Genomic DNA, 19,655 nt, shown 5'->3' with positions numbered 1-19,655 from the left:
ACCCTGCCGCAGCGGCAATTCCCCCGCAAGTCGCCGTCAGCCGGCGTCCACAACCTCGCGAGGGCCGCATGAGCATGCTCGACCATGCCCTCTCTCTCGCCTCGGCCGGCTTTCCGGTATTTCCTGCGAAGGCGATCGCCGACAAGGCGGCTGGCTCGAAGGCACCGCATCTGCCGGGAGAATCGACGCCAGGCGCGCATGATGGTGGGCACTGGCTCGCCAGCCTCGACGAGGGTGTCATTCGCGGCTGGTGGCGGCGCTGGCCCTCTGCACTGATCGGCTTTCCGACCGGACTGCGCAGCGCTTGCGTCGTCGTTGACCTCGACCCCCGGGATGCGACGGCCGGCGACATGCTGAAGGCGCTCACCACCTGGTGCGGGCAGCTTTGGCATCATGACGCCGAGACCGGGGGGGTCATCGAGACGCCGATCGCGCGGACGCAGTCCGGGGGCCTGCATCTCTATTTCGCCTGGCCGGATGAGCCGATGTTTGCCGAGATCGCCGGCAACCTTGCTCGGTTGGGGCAGGGGTTCGAGGGCGTAATCGGCAACCGCGCCAACCTGTTCCGCGCCTTCCTGAAGGCCGGGGAGTGCCCGGCCGCGCTCGCTCATATCGATGTCCGCGGCGAGGGTGGTTATGTCATCGCACCACCCTCCGTGATGTCGGACGGCAAGCGCTATGAATGGCTGATCCCTCGTGGCGAGATCCTGCCGCCGCTGCCGCGCCGGCTGCGCGGGGTGATCACCGGCGAATTCATCCCGCTGGCCGAGCGACAGGCGCGGCAGGCTGCAAGCCAGCAGGCCCGGCGCTATGCGGCGCGGGAGATCAGCGACGAGCGGGTGCGGGTCTATGTCGAGCGCTCGGTGCGGGGAGCGCTTGCGACTGCGGCCAGGGCAGGTGAAGGCAATCGCAATGCTGCGGTGTTCTGGGCGGCCTGCCGGCTGGGCGAGTTCGTGCGCGGCCAGGTGCTTGGCTCGGCCGAGGCGGAGCAGCTGCTGCTCGGCAACCTGCCCGCCGGCGTCTCGCCAAACGAGCCGAAGATCCGCGGAACGATCAAGTCGGGTCTTAGCAACACGAAGAGCCCGGCCTTCTCGCCCGCGATTCTCGATCAGGGTCGGGCGGCATGAAGATCTCTGCCGAGCTCCGAAGCCTGATCGATGGCGCTGTCATCGCTGGCCGCGTGACGCTGATCGCGCCCGGCGCGACGGCTCTCCCGCCCCGCAACCCCGGCTCAACCGAGCCGGTTCGCATTCACCCAAAGCTCTGCAGCGCCGGCCGGCAGGTCGTGCGGGCGCCGGTGCTCGACCACTATGACAGGGCAGGCGGATGAGAGTGCTCGTCGCATGTGAATTCAGCGGCACGGTCCGCAATGCCTTTGCGGCGCGCGGTCACGATGCCTGGTCGAGCGATCTGCTGCCGGCCGAAGATGGCAGCAACCGCCATTACACAGGTGACGCGCGCGACATCCTGAATGACGGGTGGGACCTGCTCATGGTCGCGCATCCTCCCTGCACGCGCCTCTGCAATAGCGGCGTCCGATGGCTGTTTACTCCGCCACCCGGAAAGTCGGTTGATCAGATGCGGGCCGAACTGGAGGAGGGTGCCGCGCTCTTCTCCGCGTTCTGGAATGCGCCGATCGAGCGGGTTTGCATCGAAAACCCGGTCATGCACAGGCACGCTAAGGCGCTGATCAAGAATTACGAAGCGCCGGCCCAGAGCGTGCAGCCTTGGCAATTCGGGCATGGCGAGACGAAGCGGACATGCTTCTGGCTTCGCAACCTTCCGCCGCTGAACCCAACGAATGTCGTGGATGGCCGAGAGGCCCGCGTCCATCGGATGCCACCCGGCCCGGATCGCTGGCGAGAGCGCTCTCGCTTTTTCACGGGGATCGCCAACGCAATGGCCGATCAGTGGGGTGACCTCGACGGTCTCACCCCCGACCAGCGTGATCTGTTTGAAAGGGCAGCGGCATGACGGAGGCTCCCGACCCCGATCTCTCGGCCGAGAGCCTGCGCGCGCTGATCACCGGTGCGGAAGCGGCTGCGCAGGAGGACGGCCCCGCAACCCCGTTCGGCGACGACGATGAGGCCGGGCCGTCCGACATGCCTGTCGGCAATGTCGTGCTGGCCGATGTCGAGTGGTGCGCGAAACTGGACCATTCCGACACGGACAATGGCAAGCGGCTGCTGCGCCATCGCGGGGCCGACCTCGCCAACATGCTCGAGGAGGGCACGGACAAGGCCAACTGGCTGGTCTGGACCGGCAAAGCCTGGGACCAGAGTGACGGCGCGAAACAGGCGCTGGCGATCGCGCAGGGAATCGGCGGGCTGATCGGGCTCGAAGCCGAATATCTGCAGCACACCCCGGCCGAGAATGCCGCGATCCGCAAGGCCAGCAATGCGCCGAGCGAGGAGAACGAGAAGGCGAAGGCCACCGCTATCCTGGCCTTGGAAAAGCGCCAGGCGAAGCGGCGCGCCTTCGGCGTCTCCTCCAAGAACCTGGCCCGCATGAACGCCATGCTGACCTGTTCGGCGCCGTTCTGCGTGGTGAAGCCCGAAGCGTGGAATGCCGAGCAGCGGCTCGTCTATGTCGGCAACGGCACGATCCGCTTTGAGCGCGAGGAAGATCCCGACCGCTCCGGTGAGGTTCCGGTCTATCGAGGCCGAGCCATCTTCACTCCGGAGGGGTGGAGGCGCGAGGACCGTGTCACCCGCATGGTGCCTGTCGATTTCGATCCGAAGGCGAAGGCTCCGCTCTGGCATGCCTTCATCGCGAAGTTCTTGCCCGAGAACCTGGTGCCCGGTGTGGCGAGGGCCGTGCAAATCTATTCCGGGCTCGGCCTGACCGGGCTGCCGGTGCAGCGCCTGTTCTTCCATTACGGGCTCGGCGCCAACGGCAAATCCGTGTTCCTCGAGGTGCTGGCCCGCGTGCTCGGGCCGCTTTGCGAAGGACTGCCGGCAGAATCGATCTCTGGCCAGTCGCAGAACGCGGCCGGTGGCGCCTCGCCGGATCTTGCGCGATTGCCGGGCGTGCGCTTCCTGCGCATCACGGAGCTGCCGCAGGGCGAGCCCTTGCGCGAGGCGCTGGTGAAACGCCTGACCGGCGGCGAGAAGATGGATGTCCGGACCCTGTTCAAGGGCTATTTCTCGTTCCAGCCGCAGTTCAAGGCGCATCTCTCCGGCAACGGCTATCCGAGCATCTCAGGCTCGGATAACGGCATCTGGCGCCGCATGGCCGTCGTGCCCTGGAAGGTGACGATACCGGAGGCCGAGCAGCGCGATTTCGAGGAGGTGGTGAGCGAGCTCGTGGCCGAAGGGCCCGGCATCCTCAACTGGCTGATCGAAGGCATGGAGGCCTATGAAGGCGAGGGCCTGCATTTCCCGCCGGCCATGGTCGACGCCGCGAAGGAATACCGCGACGAGATGGACCCGATCTCGCTCTTCATCGAGCGCTGCATCAGGAAGGCGGAGCCGGACGCGGACGCGCAGATCCGCGCGACGATGGCCTTTGAGGCCTATGTCGCCTGGAGCGAGGCCAACAGCAAGAAGCCGAAAACGCAGACCATGTTCGGCAAGGTGATGGGGGCTCGCTTCGCTAAAAAAGAGACCAACGCCGGCAACGTTTATCTTGACATCGAACTCCACGATGTGCCGGCTAGGCCACCACGGCCCCGCAACCCCGATGACGACGGGTATGCCGGCCCATGACCCTCCACTTGGCCCCAAATCGTGGAGGGTTGTGGAGGGTTGGTGGATGGTTTTTACCAACCCTCCACCGCCTTTTTCGCTTTAGCCTCAATGACATGACGAGCGAAGTGGAGGGTGTGGAGGGTTTATGCGCGCCTATGCGTATCAAACGGGGTTCGGGGGAATTCTCTTTCTCTCATACGTCTAGACCCTTCAAAACCCTCCACACCCTCCACTCAAGCAATCAACCTATTGATTTAAAAGCTCTATTTTGGGTGGAGGGTTTCAAAAAACTATCCACCAACCCTCCACAACCCTCCACTGTCGGAAAAAGGGCGCTGACATGGCTGTGAAAGAGACCATCGATATCGAGGCGCTGCTCTACCGGGCCTATGCCCAGATGCGGGTGGACCGGATGGGAGCGCAGGCGGCGGCGCAGATGCTCGGCCTCGGCAGCCTGCCGGTGTTGGCGTCGTCGTCATGGTCGGAGCGGGTGGATACCAGCGCGCCGGGCTCGCGGCTGGCGGCACGGGCGAAAGAGGCTTCCTCCATGCCCGACGATCTCCTCGCCCTGCATGACCGCGTGCTGGCCCTCGCGGATCTCTGGTTCGCATGGGAAGGCGACGATGTCGCGCTGTGGGATAGCGCTGCGGCGGAACAGGCTGGCTTCACGATCGGCAAGGCGGGTGGCGATTGGTGGCTGGAGCGTGCGGGCAAGCCCGTGGCCCGGCTGGAACAGGCTGGCGTCATGGGGCTGATCATCCAGCATGCCCGCGATGGTTCGCGTCCGGAGGTGCATCTCGACTGGCGCAAGCGGGCTGGGCGTCGGCCAGCCGACCAGGCGGCGCATGACCATCGTGGACGCCGGCGGAAGGGCGAGGCCGTCACCCAGCGCGAGGTGCAGTATGATCGGGCACTCTATCATGCGTGGCGTTGCGCTCTCGTCCTGCTCCAGGCCGAGCTGGATGGAGAGATGGAGGGGTATTTGATCACCGGCCCGCTTGCCCCCGCTGCCCCATGGCTGGCCGTGAGCGATTTGCAGGCCGAACCTGCGGCTGAATGCCAGAATGTGCAGCGCGAATTCGTATGATTAGACAACGGGTTACGAGGATGTTGCGGGCTCAACCCCATTGACATAGGGTCGGCCACACTGAAAAAGGTCAAGAAAGCCCCGATGCCACCCGCGCCGGGGCTTTCGCGTTTCCGCAGCGGGGGAGGCGACCATGCGACCGGCCTCGACCGCCCCGTCGCGGGTCCTTCCCCCGCCGCCCCCACCCGCGATGCGAAAGCGGCGCGGGATTTTTCTAGCGGCGCCTCCCGAAATCTGACCGAACACACCGAACATGGCCGAGAACGACCCGAACACGGCTGGCGCGGCCTGGGTCTCGGTCAGCGATCTCGCCCGCCTCAAGGGCTTGAGCAAGGCTGCGGTCTCTGAGCGTGTGAAGGGTCTTGTCGCCAAGGGCCAGCTTTCGACCAAACCCGGCAAGGGGAAGGTTGTCCTGGTCAACCTCGCCGCCTTCGACCGCGTAATCGGTGAGACAACCGACCTGGCCAGGGCGGCCGGTGCCGAGACGAGGCGGCAGCATTCCGCTCCGCCGCAGGCCGATCCGACCGCTCCGATTTACACCGCCGAGCAGGCGCGCCACATGGCCTACAAGGCCGAGAGCGCGCGGCTCGACCTCGAAGAACGCCAAGGCAAGATCCTGCCCATCGCGGACATCGCGCAGGCCGTCACCGTTGCCGCCGAGGCCCTCGCCAGGGCGATCGAGACCCTGCCGTCTCTCGCCGACGATATCGCGGCAGCGGTAGCGCAGTCCGGCTCTGCCGGAGCGCGAACGCTGCTCAAGACTAAGGCTCGCGAAACCCGCGAACTGATGACCTTGGAGCTCGGCAAGGTGCTGAAGCTTCACCCCGCAACCGCCGAAACGCCGGACGATCCGCCGGAAGATTGAGATGACGCCGACCCGACCGGATGCCCTCGCGATCGTCGTCGGGGCGCTGGTCGCGGTGTTGACGCCTCCAGAGCAGATAGACCCGCCGACCTGGGCCGAGCGCAACCTGATCGTGCCGGACGGGCCGAAGAAGCTGGAGCCCTGGAGCCGCGTGCTGACGCCCTTCGTGGCGGAGCCGCTCGGCCACACCAGCATCGACAGCCCGGTCAACGAATTCTGCGTGATGAAGTCGGCCCAAACCGGCTTCACCACCCTGATGATCGCGGCGATCGGGCACACGATCGATATCGAGCCGTGCGATCAGATGATCGTGCAGCCGACCGATGGCGCTCTGACCGACTTCAATTCGAAAAAGCTGCAGATCGCGATCGACCATTCGCCGAGCCTGGCACGGAAGGTCGCGCCGCAGACGGCGCGCTCCGGCAAGGCCTCGACCACCTATGAAAAGCGCTACGGCGCCAGTTCGCTGACCCTGGCACTTGCCTCATCGACCGCCGACCTGCGCTCCAAATCCGTGCGCAAGGCCTGGCTGGACGAGATCGACGAGTATGCCGAGGATCTGGACGGCCAGGGCTCACCCTTCGACATGGTCGAAGCCCGGCAGGAGAGCTTCCTTCAGGATGGTTCATGGAAGCGGGTCTATGTCTCGACGCCCACCATCAAGGGCGGCTCGCATATCGAGCGTTACTGGGACGCCTCAGACAAGCGCAAATGGTTCGTAAAATGCCCGCAATGCTGCGGCGAGGACGGTAATCCAAGCGAGTTCGTCTTCGAATTCGGCCCAAACTTCCGGTACGACAGTGAGTGGCCTTATCGGGCCTTTTACGTCGCCCCTTGTTGTGGCCGCCCGGTCGAGGATTACGAGCGCCGGGACATGGTGCGGGCTGGGCGCTGGAAGGCGACCGACCCTGGGCCCGGCAAAATGCCGGGTTACCATTTCAACGCGATGTCTTCGCCCTTCGTCCCTTGGGCGAAGATTGCCGAGCGCGCTGCCAAGGCCGGCACTGACACCGCCAAGCAGAAGACCTTCTACAATCTGACGCTCGGCTTGCCCTTCGAGATGAAGGGCGATGCGCCTGATCATGTCAGACTGTTCGAGCGGCGCGAGGACGGGCTACCGCGTTACCGCGTGCCGCCAAACGGTCTGCTGCTCACCTGCGCGGCCGACGTGCAGATGCGCGGCATCTGGTACGAGATCACCGCCTGGTCGCCGAGCGGCGAGAGCTGGGTGGTCGACACGGACTATTGCGATGGCGATACCTCATCGCCGGATGGCGAGGCGTTCGCGCTGCTGCACAAGGCGACGCTAGGACGCACCTTCCCGGATGCGTTCGGCGGGGTCCGCACCATCGACGCTCTCGGCATCGATTCCGGTTATCGCTCGCATGTGGTCTATTCCTGGGTACGTGCAAGCCAGCGCCTGCACCCCGATACGGGCAAGGACATCGTTCTCGCGATCGATGGCCGCGACGGTTGGAGTTTGCCGGCCATCGGCATGCCGAAGCTTGTCGACATCGATCTGGGCGGCCGCAAGATCCGCGAGGGCTGCAAGCTTTGGCCGGTCGGTACCTGGTCGCTGAAGGCCTCTGTCTATGACGATCTCCGCAAAGATGGACTGAAGTCCGGCGCTTTGCGTGATCCGGACGGCTATTGCCATTTCCCGACCTGGCTCGGGCTGAACTACTTCGAGCAGCTCACGGCCGAGTATTTGGCCGACGAGAAGTTCCGCGGCCGGACCCGCAAGGTCTGGAAGGTGCGGCGGGACAATCACCTGCTTGACTGCCGCGTCTACAACCGTGCGCTGGCTGAGTATCTCGGCCTGTCGACCTCGACCGAGGACGAATGGGCTGCGCTCGCCCGCCACCGCGGATTGCCGGTGGAGGTGACGAGGCAGGATCTCTTCACCGCGGCGTCAACTCTTTCGACTGAACTTCAACCCGCCAATCTCGAGCCCGAAGCTCTGGCGCCGCAAGGCAACTGGCTCGGCGGGCGCGGCAAGAACTGGTTGCGCTGATCGCCATGGCATGGACCCAGGCCGATATCGACAAGTTGAAGGTCGGCATCGCGTCCGGCGCTCGGCGGATCGAATACGGCTCCGGCGAGACGCGCCGGGTTCTTGAAAACCGCCCTCTCTCCGAACTCTGGCAGATCCTTGCCGAGATGGAGGCCGAGATCAGGGGCAGCAATCAGCCGACCAACCGGCGCGTCGCCGGGTACAATTCCGGGCTCTGATATGACAAGCGAACCATTGCTAGACCGGGCGCTGGCGGCGCTGGCGCCCGGCCTGGCGGTTCGTCGGGCTGAGGCCCGCCTTCGGCTTGCCGCTCTGCGAAATGCGACAGCAGCCTATGACGGCGCATCCCGCGGTCATCGCACACAAGGCCGTAAGATCGGCTCGACATCGGCCGATGGCGAGGCCCTGACCTCCCTGCGGCGGTTGCGTGATGTCGCGCGCGACATGGAGCGGAACAACCCTTACGCCCAGCGCGGTCTTTCGGTGATCCCGACCAACGTGGTCGGAACCGGAATCGTGCCTTCCGTGATCGGTGCCGGTGACCGCAGCAAGAAGAAACTCGAGGGCCTAATCAAGGCTCATCTTGAAACCACAGCCGTCGATTTCGATGGGCGACAAACCTATGCAGGCTTGCAGTTCACCGCAGTGCGAGCCCTGGCGCGCGACGGTGAGGTTCTGGCCGTTCGCTATACGCCGAAGGCCTCGGCGGGGCTGCCGGTGCCATTCCAGGTCCGGCTACTCGAGGCTGACTATCTCGACGATGGCAAGACCGGGCCGGAGGGTGATGGCTATTGCGTTCAGGGCATTGAGTTCGACGCGCAGGGCCGCCGCATCGCCTATTGGCTGTTCGAAGAACACCCGGGCGCGGTGAGCTCCAATGTGCGCCGCTCGCAGCGCTCCAAACGCGTGCCGGCGGCGGATGTTGCACATCTTTACCGGGTCGATCGACCGGGGCAGAGCCGGGGTGTTCCCTGGTTGGCGCCTGCCATGATGACCCTGTGGGACTTGAAGGACTACGAAGAGGCCGAACTTGTCCGGCAGAAGGTGGCGGCCTGCTTTGCTGCCTTCGAGACAGATCCTACCGCGGCAAGCTCTATCGGTGGCGCGATCAACGGCACGACGAAGGCTGCATCGCCTGTGGACGTGCTCGAACCCGGCATGATCCACAAGATGGCGCCGGGGCACACGATCAGCTTCGCCTCGCCACCGCAAGTTCAGGGATATGCCGATTACATCCGCATGAACCTGCGCAAGGTGGCGTCGTCGCTTGGCGTCCCGTTCAACGAGATCGCGTCGGATGACAGTCAGGAGAATTTCGCTTCGTCCCGCCGCGGCTACCTGGTGTTCCAGCGACTGATCGAGGTCTGGCGCTGGCAAGCTGTGATCCCGCAGTTCTGCGACCCGGTCGGCCGGTGGTTTCTTGAAGCGGCAACCGTCCCGCTGGGTGGCCCGCCGCGCGGCGCGATGTTGGACCACACCCCGCCCCGCCGAGAGCTGATCAGCCCGAAGGAAGAGGTCCCGATGATGCGGGACATGATCCGTTCGGGGTTGATGACCCGCTCCGAGACGCTCCGATCGCTCGGCTACGAGCCGGAGGCTGTCGAGGCCGAGTTCAAGTCCGAAAACGAGCGCGCCGACAAGGCCGAGCTCAGCTTCGATTCCGATGGCCGCCGCCCGGCAACCGGGCCGGTCGTCCAGCAACCGGAAACCCAACCATGACCGCACTCGATCGCCTTTATGTCGACGGCGAGATCCTGCTCTATGGCGATGTCGGCGACCCCTGGGGCTGGGGCGATGGCTTTACCCCGTCCGATGTCGCCAAGGCGCTCGCGCTGCACGGCGGCGCCGATATCACTGTCCGGCTGAACTCGGGCGGCGGTATCGCCTTCGACGGTGTCGCGATCTACTCGCTGTTGCGGGCGCACGCGCTGACCGGCGGCAAGGTCGCGATCGTCGTCGACGGGATCGCGGCCTCGGCTGCATCGCTGATCGCCATGGCCGGTGACAGCATCGAGATGCGCGCGGGCGCGATGATGATGATCCACGACGCTTCCGGGATCACCTGGGGCACGGCCGAGGATCACGAGAAGTCGCGCGCCATGCTCGACAAGCTCTCGGGTCAGTACGCCCGCGTCTATGCCGATCGTTCCGGAAAACCGGAGGCGGAGGTCCGTGACCTGATGCTGGCGGAGACCTGGTTCACCGCCGAGGAGGCAGTGGCGGCTGGTCTCTCTACTGCGGTTCTCAGCGACGCGGCGCTCTCTACCGCCGCTTTCGATTACCGCGTCTATGCGCACGCCCCTGACGGGCTGCCGCGGCGTGTCAAGACCAATCCCCCCGCGGCTGCCGCCGCTCAACACAAGGAAGCGAACATGACCGTTCGTACCGACCCGGCGGACCCTGCGAAGGTCACCGAAACCAAGACCGAGCCCCAGACCACCGAGAAGTCCTGGTTCCGCACCTTCTCCGCCAGTGCGGAGAAGTCGGGCCTGTCGGTTGCCGACGTGAACCGGATTGCTGACGAGAGTGCAGACCTCGCGACCGCGCAGGCCAAGCTGATCGACGCAATGGCCGAGGCCAGCAACAAGGACAAGCCGAAGCCCGGCGGCTCGCCGGCGACGGTCACCGCCGACGCTCGCGACAAGCTGATCGAGGGTGCGACCAAGGGCATCCTGATGCGGGCCGGCATCGAGGGCGGCGAGCGCAATGAGTTCACCGGCATGCGGCTGGAGCGCCTTGCCGAGGAGGCGCTCGTCCGCGCCGGCATGGCGGCGACCGGAAACCGCCTGCAGATGGTTGGCCGCGCCTTCACGATGATCGGCCGTCCTCTGGCGTCTGGCGGCATGCATTCGACTGGCGACTTCGGCACGATCCTCGAGGCTGTGGCCAACAAGTCGATGATGGCCGGCTGGGACCAGGCGGATACGACCTATCAGCTCTGGACGAAGAAGGGCTCGCTCTCCGACTTCAAGATCGCCAACCGCTATGGCGTCGGCCCGCTGCCGATGCTGAAGAAGAAGCCGGAAGGCACAGCCTACGAGTATGCGACCCTGCAGGACAGCAAGGTCACCGTCATGCTCGCGACCTACGGCCAGGCCTTCAGCATGACTCGCGAGATGGTCATCAACGACGACCTCGACGCCTTCTCCGATATCCCGCGCAAGCAGGGTATCGCGGCGCGTGTCACAGTAGATTCTCTACCCTACGCCCTGCTGATCGCGAACGGCGCCTTCCAGGGCGGCGATCCTCTCTTCCACGCCAACCGCAAGAACCTCTCCGGCATCGGTGGCGGTGCCCCGGCGAATGCCGCTCCCTCGGCTGACAGCTTCGAGGCGGTCGCGACCTGGATGCGGACCAAGCATGTTGGCGGGACCGACGGCAAGACCCGCTATCGCATCCGCCCGAAGTTCGGCCTGTTTCCGGTGGCGAAGGAGTTTTCGGTCCGCCAGCTCCTGACCTCGGCCACCGAGCTGGGGCAGACGAACCCGGCCCTGAAGAACCGGGCGCAGGGCTTCATCGAGCCGGTCTTCTCGGACTGGCTGGACGACGCTTCCGCCACGGCCTGGTTCTTCGCGGCCGACAAGACGCAGGACACGATCGAGGTCTCCTTCCTCGATGGCGTCGAGGAGCCTTTCCTCGACCAGGAAAACGACTGGAACGTCGACGGGACCAAGATGAAGGTCCGTATCGACGCCGGCGCCTCCGCCCTCGACCCGCGCGGCCTGTTCAAGAACATCGGCGCCTGAGCGGCGCTGATCGGTCCTCAAGGCCTTTCGACCAGCCCGCCGCCTTGCCGCGGCGGGTTCTGGAAAGGCCTTTCCCGTCCTCATCGGAGTGCCATCCATGGCCAAGAATTTCATCGCCCAGGCCGATCCCGTCACCGTGCCGGCTCCGGCCGGCGGCGTCATCTCGGGACTGGCCTATCTCATCGGCGCGCTGTTCGGCGTCGCCGGCAACACGGCTGCGGCCGGCGTCGGCTTCCCGCTCCACCGCACTGGCGTCTGGGAGCTCCCGAAGGCGGCCGGCGTCAACTGGCTCGTCGGCGCCAAGCTCTATTGGGACAATGCCGCCAAGGTCGTCACCAACGTGTCGGCCGGCAACACCCTGATCGGCACCGCGCGCAACGATCGCGTCAACGGCGACGCGGTCGCCGAGGTCTTGCTCGGCATCGTGGCGTAATGGCCTGCGGGGGCTGCGCCGAGCGGCGCTCGTTGCTCGGCCAGGCTGTTGTTGCGGCGAGCCGGGGCGCTTGGCAGGACGCGGCGCGCTTGACCCGTGCCACGTCCTCCTCACTTCAGCGCGATGTTCGTCGCGCTTCGACACAGGTCGCCCAGGCCGCCGCGGCGGTACTCTCTCGAAGAGGCTGAGCCAAGGCAATGAGCGTCGGCATCAGGACAGAGATCCGTTCACAGGATCTCGAGCGGATGCTCGTCGCGGCAGGGTCGCGCGCTCCGGTCGGATTGGCCCGGGCGCTCAATCGTGCCGGCGTGCCGACCGAGAACGCCTATCTTCGCGTCGTGAAGACGACGCTCGGCCTGCGCAGCCATCCCTACGCGAAGGCGCCGGTCGGCAACGTCATCAAGCGTCGCACCAGCCGGAAGAAGGCGACGGCGGCGCGGCTGGTCTATTCTCTGGCCGGCTTCGGCCAGGGGCTGCCGGCGATCTATTACCAGCCAAAGGAGGCACCAACCGGCGCCTCGATCAACTGGCTGGGCTCCCGCAAGCAGATCGGTCGCTCGTTCTACCTCTCTGCCAAGTTCCCGCGCCGCAAGCGTTCGGGGATCTCGCACGCGGTCTGGCGCCGAACCGGTCACGGCAAATGGGCACTCGATCGTCCGCGCGGGCCCGGAATTCCCGAGGCGATGGCGGCGTCGGCGCCGCGTCGCACCTGGGAGAGCCAGGCCTCGGCCCGGCTCGGACCTGCGCTCGCCAGCGCGCTCGGCGCGATCCTTCGAGGCTATTGATGAGCCAGTTCGCTGCCCTCGATGCGATGATGCTGGATGCGGCGCAGGCTGCGTTCGGCGACCGCTCCACGCTCTACCCGATGAAACCCGGAGCGGCGGGGTTGAACGGCGGCTCCGTGGCCGATCCCGATCGGGTGATCCTGATTGGCGTTCCGGTCATTCGTTCGGAATGGAATGAGCGGGCGCAGCTCGGTGGCAGGGGCATGCCGATGCCACCCGGCAATTTCGGTCAGGGCGTCTCAGGCACTCGCCATGTCGCGACGGTGAAGCCGGCCGCACTCGGCTGGGTGCCCGGGAAGGGCGACGAACTCGAATATGAGGACCGACCCGGCATCCGCTACCGCGTTGCCGAGCCGATGCCGGACGGACTGTCCGGCCTGCACCTTTCCCTGACCCGGATCTGACATGAGCCTCTCGCGCCTCGCGCTACGCCTCGCCGCGATCGAGGCGCTCAACCCGTTCGCGCTGCAGTCGGCAGCCACCCCCATCTGGCCGACAGGAGCGGAGGGCAGGGTGCTCGACAGCCAGCTGACGCCGGAGAGCTTCGCGGACGAGGCCTCGAAGCGGCTCCCGGTCATTGCGGTGTTTTCTGACGAAGCCAAAACCGAGGCCTATGGCACAGCGCAGGATGCCCTGATCGATGGCGCCGATCATGCCACACTCGCCTTCGAGATCATGGTTCCGGCAGTGATGAAGCTCGATGATGGTGGAAGCTACATCGTTCCGGCGGTGGCGCTCGATCCCCTTGCCGAGGCCATGCTGGACATGATCGATGAGCAGGTCAGGCAGGTCCTCACCGACGCGCGGATGAGCAAGCCGCTCTGCGAGATCCTCGACACTGTGACGCGGGTAGAGAGCAAACCCTGGCGTGACGCCGACCTCGACACGCGGCTCTCAGCCTTGCGGGTCGAATTCGATTGCAAATTGCGAAAGACCGACCGTCGGCCGCCGGCCAGCGCGGCAGGATTCGACCGCCTGCCCGAGCCGCTGCGCAGCGTCGCCAGGTCTCTGCCGGAAGGCAGTTACGGTCGCGGCGTCTGTGATGTCGTCGCGGCGGCGCTGGGTTCCTCCGCCGCCTTCACGCAGATCGCCGAATTGCGGCTTGCCGCCAACATGGCGCGCGTGGCCGGTGATGCGGCGCCGCCTGTTCTCGATCCCGCTGCCGATCCGCCCACGGGTGATCTCGCCGGCAGCGTTCCCCTCATCACCCCGTAAGCGAGGCCAGCATGAGCCTGAGAAAGACCGTCATCCTGGCGGATGCGTCGGCGCGAGTGCCGTTTCCCGGCGTGCCCGGTCAGTTCGTTGGCCTTGAGCCCTTCGAGGTCTCGATCATCGATCCGTTCTGGGCGGCGCTGGTCGCCGACAAGACGCTGATCGAACCGCCTGCCGATCCTGAGCCGGAGAAATCCTCCGGCAAGTCGAAAGCCTGATCCCCCTTCTTTCCCGTAAGGAGAGCCGCCGATGGGCGTCCTGTTCAATTTCATTCCGGGCGCCGGCCTCATTGCCCCCGGCAATTTCTTCGAGGTCAATTCCGGTGGCCAGTATGAATCGAAGTCGCGCGGCCTGATCCTCGGCCACAAGTCGGCAGCCGGTTCGCTGGCCAGCGATACGCTGACGCTGTGCACGACCTTCGCCGAGGCGGCGGCGCTCGCGGGCCCCGGCTCGCAGCTTTACGAAGCCTTCCGCGTCGCTCGCCGCGCGGCGCCGGTGCATGAAATTTGGGTTTCGGCCATCCCGATCACCGGAACGCCCGGCGCCTGGACCGTGACGGTCGGCGCACTGCCGGCCTCCGGTGGCGATGGCGTGCTCGAGATTGCCGGTCGCAAGGTTCGGCTCAACGTCGCTGCCGGCGCGACGGATGACCAGGTCGCCACCAGCCTGGCCGCTGCGATCAACGCCTTCGTCGATCCGTTGACCATGGCCTATCTGCCGGTCACCGCGACGGCCGCGACGAATGTCGTGACGCTGACGGCGCGCCATGCCGGCACGACGATGAACGAGCTGGAAATCACCTCCGATCCGAACCTCGCCGGCAATATCCTTGGCCCGGCCGGGCGCATCACGGTGGCGCAGACGGTCCCCGCAACCGGCACGGCTTCGGTTGCGGCCTCGCTCGCCGCGCTGGGTGACGAGCCCTTCGACTGGATCATCTCGCCCTTCGGCGATACGGCCAATCTCGACGCGGCCGAGACGGCTTTGTCGGATATCTCCGGCCGTTGGGCCTGGAACACGCAGCTCTACGGCCATTATCTCACAGTCAACACCGGTAATACCGGCGCTCAGACGACCTATGGCCTTGCCCGCAATGGCCGCCACACCACGGCGCTCGCCCGCGTCGCCTCGCCGACGCCGAGCTGGGAATGGCTTGCCCAATACGTCGCGCGTCAGTTGCCTTGGCTGGCCGACGATGTCGGCGGCAATGCCTCGCGCAACATGAGCGACCTCGTGCTCGAGGATGTGCGTCCGCCGCGCGATCGCTCGCTCTGGCCGAACTATGCGGTGCGCAACACGCTGAACGGTTCGCGAATGTCGACCTGGAAGGTCAACGGCGCCGGCCAGGTGGTTGTCGATAAGATGATCACGATGCAGGGCGTGAATGCGCAGGGCATGCCCGATACGGTGTTCCGTGACATTCAGGCGATCGCCCAGGTGATGCACGGGCTGCGCTATATGCGCGCCGGCCTCGCCCAGCGCCATGCCAACAAGGCAATCGCCGACGCCAACCCGGCGAACCTGCCGGCGATCTCGACGCCTGCCGATATCAAGGCCGATTGCATCGCGCTCTATGGCGATCTGGTCGACCGCGGCCTGTTCGAGAACAAGGCCGAGTTCGCCAAGCGAGTGAAGGTCGAGCGCGACAAGGCCAACTCGGCCCGCGTCAATATCGGTATGGACCTCGACCGGGTGAACCCGCTCGACATCCTCGCCGCCAACGCGACGATCTACGCGCAGTATCCGAGCGCGGCGTAACCACGGACGCCGCCTGCACTGCCCGCCGCGCAAGAGCGGCGGGCTCCTCTTTCCCCTGATCATCCGGAGCCCGCGCCATGTCCGATTTCGGCGGCCTGATCAAATTCCGCCTGCCCACGGGCCAGAACCTCTCGGTTCGCGGCTCCCTGACCTACAATCCCCACAATCTCAGCGCCGAGGCCGTGGCCAATCACGACGGCTCGATCGATCGGACCTTCTCACCCCAAGGCTATCGTTTCGGCGTGGCGCTGAAGGGGAAGGATACGGAAGGCAACCCGATCGATTGGGCCGCGATCTTCAAGCTAGACAAGGTCGACTTCACCTTCCTGCACGACACTGAAAAGGTCGATCGTACCTACACCCGGGCCTCTGTGATCGGCGATCCTCAGGTCGACGGCCTGACGGGAGAGGCCTCCGGCGTCTCCGGCGTCTCCGAAGGCTATCTGGAGACGCGCCGGTGAGCCTCGCGCGTCGCGAGGATATGCCGGATGGCTCGGTCCGCATCCATTTCGCCGCGCCGATCATGCATTTTGCCGAGCCGAAGGGTTGCCTGGTACTCCGCCAGCCGACCGTGTTCGACACGATCGAGATCGGCGACCCGCTGACCTGGGTGTTCGATTCCGATGGCAACGGCACGAAGGTGGTCGAACGCGACAAGCTCAAGCTCTGGTTTGCGCGGCTGATCGATGGGCACGATGCCGATGTCGTCGGCCGCGAGCGCGATGTCACGCTCGGTCTGCTGATCGAGGACGCGATCCTCGGTTTTTTTCAGAGCGCGCGGACACGGTTAAGAGCCGCATCCGCGCCATGATCCGAGGCGGCACGCCGCCGCCTGCGCTCTTCGCCATGACATTGCGCGAACTCGTGCTCGTCACCGATTATCTTTGGGATGAATGACCATGGCCAATGTCGCGCGCGTCGAGGCGACGATCACGGCGCAGAACAAGCTGCGCCCCGGTCTTGCCGCGGCGTCGCGTGATCTTGAGAGTTTCCGCCGCACTCAGACCCGCGGCTTCTCCGCCATCGGTTCCGCTATGGCGCGGATGGCTGTGACCGCGTCGGCGGGTTTCGGCGGTTTCTCCGCCATCAACGGCGTGAAGGAGGCGACCAAGCGTTTCGCCGAGGTCGATCGCGCCATGGCGCGCACGGGCATCACCGGCGATGCGACGGTCGAGCAGACCCGCCGCGGCACCGAGGAGCTGCGCAATCTCGCCCGCGACACGGCAACCTTGTTCGATCCGGCTCAGAAGGGTCTCGATGCCATCACGGCGTCCGGTCGTGAATTCACAGAATCCATGAAGATGATGCCGTCGGTCATGCGGACGGCACAGGCTTCGGGCGCCGGGGTCGAAGAGATCGCGAATTCTTCGACCTCTCTCCTCGACCATATGAAGATCTCGATCGAGGGGCTGGCCGAGGCGCAGGACACGCTCGCCATGGGCGGCAAGCTCGGAAAGTTCGAGCTGAAGGACATGGCGCGCTATCTGCCTTCGATGCTGCCGGCCTATAAGGCGATCGGCAAGAGCGGGCAGGAAGGTCTGCGCAACCTGGTCGCGATGCTCCAGGTCATTCGCGGCGGTACCGGCACGGCGGAGGAGGCGGCTGCCTCGGCTCAGAACATCTTTTCGAAGATGGAATCGGAAGAGACGGTCAAGAACTTCAAGGAAATGGGCGTCGACCTGCCAAAGGCGATGGCGAAAGCCCGCAAGGAAGGCAAGGATCTGACCGATGTCTTCATCGAGATGTCGAACAAGGCCCTGAAGGGCGACCTTTCCAAGGTTCCGCAGCTCTTCAAGGATATGGAGGTGCAGCGCGGCATGCGGCCGCTGCTCGCCGGCATGCAGAAGATGCTGGAGATGCGCGAGCAGCTGAAAGGCTCCAAAGGCACAATCGACAAGGATTTCCTGCGCATCAGCGACGATACCCAGGCAACGCTGGATCGCTTCAGCGAGGCGTCTGACCGCGCGAAGTCCTCGCTTGGCTCGCTCGCTGCCGAGGCGGCCTCGCCCATGCTGCAGACAGGTGCGAACAATATCGATGCCCTGGCGCAAGCGATGGAACGCGCGGCCGAGGCCGCTCGAAAAGGCGGAGCCGGCGCTGCGGTCAAATCCGTGGCTAGAGACTTCGTCGAGGCCGTCGGCAACGATCTGACCGAGGGGCGGAAAAACTTTGCCGAGATGGGAGAGCGCAGCGCCGACGAGCAGAAGCTCAACGGCATCGCCAATCCCAACCAGGGCGGATATTTCGACTGGCTGATCGGCGACACCAGCCGGGGCGCCACCGCCGAAGCGCTTTCGAAGCTGGAACAGAAGGCGAGAAAGCAGCCCTTGTCCTATTTCGACAAGGTCAACATGGCGCGGTTCCGCAAGGAGCTGTCGGGTTACGACGACGCCTGGTCGCGTGATCAGATCCGTCGGACCGGACCACTTCCGACCCCGACCCTGACCAGCTCGTCGCCAGAATTCGATGGCGTGCATGAGGCGGCGCGCGAAGCCCGCCGTGGTGCGGCCTTTCCGAGCAAAGGGCGTGGTCCGGTTCTGCCGCCGGTGCGGCCGCAAGGGCTGGGCCTGGCCACCTTCCCGGTCCAGCCTTTGGACGAGGTCCGCTCAAAGTCAGAGGCTGTAAAATCCAGCTTCGATCTGCTCGGGCCGGCCGCCCATAGCGCGGGCAATCAGATCAGCTCCGGCCTTGGCATCGGACTGAGCGAGGTCCAGGCCCTCGAGGCCGCCGTCGCTCGCCTGGCGCAACGGCTCCAGGGATTGAAGGTGCCGTCGCTTGGGCTGGGTGGTTTCAACACGGGGAAGAGCATGCCGGAGGTGCAATGACCGATTGGACGAAGCGCCTGCGCCGGGCCTCGTTTGGCGGGCAGGGTTTCTATGTTGAGACCGGTTCGATCGAGGCCGGGCACCGGGTTTCAACCACCGGTATCCCGAACGGGCTGCATATCAATGAGAGTTTCGGCCCGGCGGCACGTAAATTTGAGGTCGAGGCCTATCTGACCGGTGATCTCTGCCTGGTCCGTGCCGCAGCCCTGCTTGCGATGGCGGAGAACAGCCATCGCGGCGTGCTGGTGCTGCCGGACAGCGGCCCCGCCTTCGTTCGCGTGACCAAGGCGACGCGGGAATTCCGCAAGGACAAGCTCGGTTTTGTCGCGGTCTCGCTCGAGGCCGTCGCCGAGCCCGAGCTCTTCGGCCTTTCGCTCTCGGCCAACGCCCTGGAGAACCAGGTCTATGCGCTTGCGGGTCTCGCCTGCGCGGCACTCGGAGGATTTGCCGGCGCGACCTTCACGCTCGCCGGTCAGCCCTCGCCGGTTCTCGATCAGGCCGTGACGGCCGCGGCCGGCTCGCTCGGCGACATGGTGGCGTTGCGCGAGGCGAGCCGGTTGTCACCGGAAAGCCTTGCAGCCGTGGCGCCGGCCTTTGCCGCTGCCGAGACGGCGCTCGCTGGCTTCGTGAATGATCCCGGTGGCTTCGGCCTGGCACTGGCCGCGACCGCTGTTGCTCTTGGCGACGCTTCCGATCCGGCTATCCTGGCCCAGACGATCGTTGCTCTTGGCCCACCCGCCGATCCCCTTCCGGCACAGGTCAGCCGCGGCACGGCGCTGGTGATTGCAGCCAATGCTACTGAGGCCGTCGCCCTGACGGCCTCAGCCCGGGCGCTCGCCCTGGGGGAAGGCATGGCCAGGCGCGTCTATGCCGACCGCCCGGCCGCGCTCACGGCGCGCGCAGTCGCCGCGGCTGTGTTCGATGATGCGCTCGCCCGCATCGGCCGTGCCGGGCTCGACCTCGCCCGCGAGCTCTCCGCGATGAAGGGCGTGCTCGCCGAGCTGGTGACACGCCGCGAAGCCGATCTCGCGCCGATCATCCATGTGTCGGTACCGGCGCGGATGCCCTCGCTCTGGTGGGCATGGCGGCTTTATGCCGACCCGACCCGCGCCGAGGAACTGGCCAGGCGGGCAGGGGCGTTCAACCCGGCGAGCATGCCCGAGAGTTTAGACGCCCTCGCGGCCTGATCGTCTTCCCCGGCTCCGCGCCGCCCTCCAACCCGCTGCGCCGGGGCCCCTGAC

Annotated in this window: 20 protein-coding genes; all 20 read left to right on the top strand. The window is 65.7% G+C overall.

The window, feature by feature from the left end:
* The first annotated feature begins 68 nt into the window (after positions 1–68).
* The 20 genes from FG93_RS27225 (at position 69) to FG93_RS27130 (ending at position 19,601) form a co-directional block, all read left to right on the top strand.
* Positions 69–1,127 (top strand): bifunctional DNA primase/polymerase, encoded by a 1,059-nt coding sequence (locus FG93_RS27225; protein WP_081881940.1) that lies wholly within the window; start codon positions 69–71, stop codon positions 1,125–1,127.
* On the top strand, positions 1,124–1,330 hold the full coding sequence (locus FG93_RS27220; protein ID WP_043241006.1) for a hypothetical protein: 207 nt from the start codon (positions 1,124–1,126) through the stop codon (positions 1,328–1,330). The genes FG93_RS27225 and FG93_RS27220 overlap by 4 nt, the downstream gene beginning before the upstream one ends.
* On the top strand, positions 1,327–1,974 hold the full coding sequence (locus FG93_RS27215; RefSeq protein WP_052514271.1) for a hypothetical protein: 648 nt from the start codon (positions 1,327–1,329) through the stop codon (positions 1,972–1,974). Before FG93_RS27220 ends, FG93_RS27215 begins: the two co-directional genes overlap by 4 nt.
* Positions 1,971–3,707, top strand: coding sequence for a phage/plasmid primase, P4 family (locus FG93_RS27210; protein WP_043241004.1), 1,737 nt, complete (start codon positions 1,971–1,973; stop codon positions 3,705–3,707). The genes FG93_RS27215 and FG93_RS27210 overlap by 4 nt, the downstream gene beginning before the upstream one ends.
* A 322-nt stretch (positions 3,708–4,029) precedes the next feature.
* Positions 4,030–4,776, top strand: coding sequence for a hypothetical protein (locus FG93_RS27205; RefSeq protein ID WP_043241001.1), 747 nt, complete (start codon positions 4,030–4,032; stop codon positions 4,774–4,776).
* Positions 4,777–5,029: 253 nt separating this feature from the next.
* Positions 5,030–5,641: a hypothetical protein gene (locus FG93_RS27200; RefSeq protein ID WP_043241000.1), complete on the top strand. Its 612-nt coding sequence runs from the start codon at positions 5,030–5,032 to the stop codon at positions 5,639–5,641.
* A 1-nt stretch (position 5,642) separates the two neighbouring features.
* A complete protein-coding gene (locus FG93_RS27195) occupies positions 5,643–7,655 on the top strand; it encodes a phage terminase large subunit family protein (protein WP_052514270.1) in 2,013 nt (670 codons plus the stop codon).
* A gap of 5 nt (positions 7,656–7,660) precedes the next feature.
* Positions 7,661–7,873 carry a phage head-tail joining protein gene (locus FG93_RS27190; protein ID WP_043240997.1) on the top strand — a complete coding sequence of 71 codons (213 nt, stop codon included), beginning with the start codon at positions 7,661–7,663 and terminating at the stop codon, positions 7,871–7,873.
* 1 nt (position 7,874) lies between these two features.
* Positions 7,875–9,374 carry a phage portal protein gene (locus FG93_RS27185; RefSeq protein WP_052514269.1) on the top strand — a complete coding sequence of 500 codons (1,500 nt, stop codon included), beginning with the start codon at positions 7,875–7,877 and terminating at the stop codon, positions 9,372–9,374.
* Positions 9,371–11,401: a ClpP-like prohead protease/major capsid protein fusion protein gene (locus FG93_RS31495; RefSeq protein WP_052514268.1), complete on the top strand. Its 2,031-nt coding sequence runs from the start codon at positions 9,371–9,373 to the stop codon at positions 11,399–11,401. Before FG93_RS27185 ends, FG93_RS31495 begins: the two co-directional genes overlap by 4 nt.
* Positions 11,402–11,498: 97 nt before the next feature.
* Positions 11,499–11,834: a DUF2190 family protein gene (locus FG93_RS27175; RefSeq protein WP_043240996.1), complete on the top strand. Its 336-nt coding sequence runs from the start codon at positions 11,499–11,501 to the stop codon at positions 11,832–11,834.
* Between the two features lie 197 nt (positions 11,835–12,031).
* The gene (locus FG93_RS27170; protein ID WP_043240993.1) at positions 12,032–12,619 is read left to right on the top strand and encodes a hypothetical protein; all 588 of its coding nucleotides are present in this window, start codon (positions 12,032–12,034) and stop codon (positions 12,617–12,619) included.
* Positions 12,619–13,023, top strand: coding sequence for a hypothetical protein (locus FG93_RS27165; RefSeq protein WP_043240990.1), 405 nt, complete (start codon positions 12,619–12,621; stop codon positions 13,021–13,023). Before FG93_RS27170 ends, FG93_RS27165 begins: the two co-directional genes overlap by 1 nt.
* A 1-nt stretch (position 13,024) precedes the next feature.
* Positions 13,025–13,834 carry a hypothetical protein gene (locus FG93_RS27160; RefSeq protein ID WP_043240989.1) on the top strand — a complete coding sequence of 270 codons (810 nt, stop codon included), beginning with the start codon at positions 13,025–13,027 and terminating at the stop codon, positions 13,832–13,834.
* Between the two features lie 11 nt (positions 13,835–13,845).
* Positions 13,846–14,049, top strand: coding sequence for a hypothetical protein (locus tag FG93_RS27155; RefSeq protein WP_043240986.1), 204 nt, complete (start codon positions 13,846–13,848; stop codon positions 14,047–14,049).
* A gap of 31 nt (positions 14,050–14,080) precedes the next feature.
* A complete protein-coding gene (locus tag FG93_RS27150) occupies positions 14,081–15,589 on the top strand; it encodes a hypothetical protein (protein ID WP_052514267.1) in 1,509 nt (502 codons plus the stop codon).
* 77 nt (positions 15,590–15,666) lie between these two features.
* On the top strand, positions 15,667–16,050 hold the full coding sequence (locus FG93_RS27145; RefSeq protein ID WP_043240984.1) for a hypothetical protein: 384 nt from the start codon (positions 15,667–15,669) through the stop codon (positions 16,048–16,050).
* On the top strand, positions 16,047–16,400 hold the full coding sequence (locus FG93_RS27140; RefSeq protein ID WP_043240981.1) for a hypothetical protein: 354 nt from the start codon (positions 16,047–16,049) through the stop codon (positions 16,398–16,400). Before FG93_RS27145 ends, FG93_RS27140 begins: the two co-directional genes overlap by 4 nt.
* Positions 16,401–16,488: 88 nt before the next feature.
* Complete coding sequence (locus FG93_RS27135) at positions 16,489–18,414, top strand: phage tail tape measure protein (RefSeq protein WP_043240979.1); 1,926 nt, start codon at positions 16,489–16,491, stop codon at positions 18,412–18,414.
* Positions 18,411–19,601, top strand: coding sequence for a DNA circularization N-terminal domain-containing protein (locus FG93_RS27130; protein ID WP_043240976.1), 1,191 nt, complete (start codon positions 18,411–18,413; stop codon positions 19,599–19,601). The genes FG93_RS27135 and FG93_RS27130 overlap by 4 nt, the downstream gene beginning before the upstream one ends.
* The last annotated feature ends 54 nt before the right edge of the window (positions 19,602–19,655 follow it).

Source organism: Allobosea sp. LC85 (genome assembly GCF_000735605.1).
GTDB lineage: Bacteria > Pseudomonadota > Alphaproteobacteria > Rhizobiales > Beijerinckiaceae > Allobosea.
The sequence above is the reverse complement of the archived record's forward strand: the minus strand, read 5'-3'. Positions and strand labels throughout refer to the sequence as shown.

Excerpts from the sequence above, each read along its gene's own strand:
- FG93_RS27190 (WP_043240997.1), top strand. The coding sequence starts at position 7,661 with ATGGCATGGACCCAGGCCGATATCGACAAGTTGAAGGTCGGCATCGCG.
- FG93_RS27160 (WP_043240989.1), top strand. The coding sequence starts at position 13,025 with ATGAGCCTCTCGCGCCTCGCGCTACGCCTCGCCGCGATCGAGGCGCTC.
- FG93_RS27170 (WP_043240993.1), top strand. The coding sequence starts at position 12,032 with ATGAGCGTCGGCATCAGGACAGAGATCCGTTCACAGGATCTCGAGCGG.
- FG93_RS27200 (WP_043241000.1), top strand. The coding sequence starts at position 5,030 with ATGGCCGAGAACGACCCGAACACGGCTGGCGCGGCCTGGGTCTCGGTC.
- FG93_RS27135 (WP_043240979.1), top strand. The coding sequence starts at position 16,489 with ATGGCCAATGTCGCGCGCGTCGAGGCGACGATCACGGCGCAGAACAAG.
- FG93_RS27145 (WP_043240984.1), top strand. The coding sequence starts at position 15,667 with ATGTCCGATTTCGGCGGCCTGATCAAATTCCGCCTGCCCACGGGCCAG.
- FG93_RS31495 (WP_052514268.1), top strand. The coding sequence starts at position 9,371 with ATGACCGCACTCGATCGCCTTTATGTCGACGGCGAGATCCTGCTCTAT.
- FG93_RS27195 (WP_052514270.1), top strand. The coding sequence starts at position 5,643 with ATGACGCCGACCCGACCGGATGCCCTCGCGATCGTCGTCGGGGCGCTG.
- FG93_RS27175 (WP_043240996.1), top strand. The coding sequence starts at position 11,499 with ATGGCCAAGAATTTCATCGCCCAGGCCGATCCCGTCACCGTGCCGGCT.
- FG93_RS27225 (WP_081881940.1), top strand. The coding sequence starts at position 69 with ATGAGCATGCTCGACCATGCCCTCTCTCTCGCCTCGGCCGGCTTTCCG.
- FG93_RS27185 (WP_052514269.1), top strand. The coding sequence starts at position 7,875 with ATGACAAGCGAACCATTGCTAGACCGGGCGCTGGCGGCGCTGGCGCCC.
- FG93_RS27215 (WP_052514271.1), top strand. The coding sequence starts at position 1,327 with ATGAGAGTGCTCGTCGCATGTGAATTCAGCGGCACGGTCCGCAATGCC.
- FG93_RS27205 (WP_043241001.1), top strand. The coding sequence starts at position 4,030 with ATGGCTGTGAAAGAGACCATCGATATCGAGGCGCTGCTCTACCGGGCC.
- FG93_RS27210 (WP_043241004.1), top strand. The coding sequence starts at position 1,971 with ATGACGGAGGCTCCCGACCCCGATCTCTCGGCCGAGAGCCTGCGCGCG.
- FG93_RS27155 (WP_043240986.1), top strand. The coding sequence starts at position 13,846 with ATGAGCCTGAGAAAGACCGTCATCCTGGCGGATGCGTCGGCGCGAGTG.
- FG93_RS27150 (WP_052514267.1), top strand. The coding sequence starts at position 14,081 with ATGGGCGTCCTGTTCAATTTCATTCCGGGCGCCGGCCTCATTGCCCCC.
- FG93_RS27130 (WP_043240976.1), top strand. The coding sequence starts at position 18,411 with ATGACCGATTGGACGAAGCGCCTGCGCCGGGCCTCGTTTGGCGGGCAG.
- FG93_RS27220 (WP_043241006.1), top strand. The coding sequence starts at position 1,124 with ATGAAGATCTCTGCCGAGCTCCGAAGCCTGATCGATGGCGCTGTCATC.
- FG93_RS27165 (WP_043240990.1), top strand. The coding sequence starts at position 12,619 with ATGAGCCAGTTCGCTGCCCTCGATGCGATGATGCTGGATGCGGCGCAG.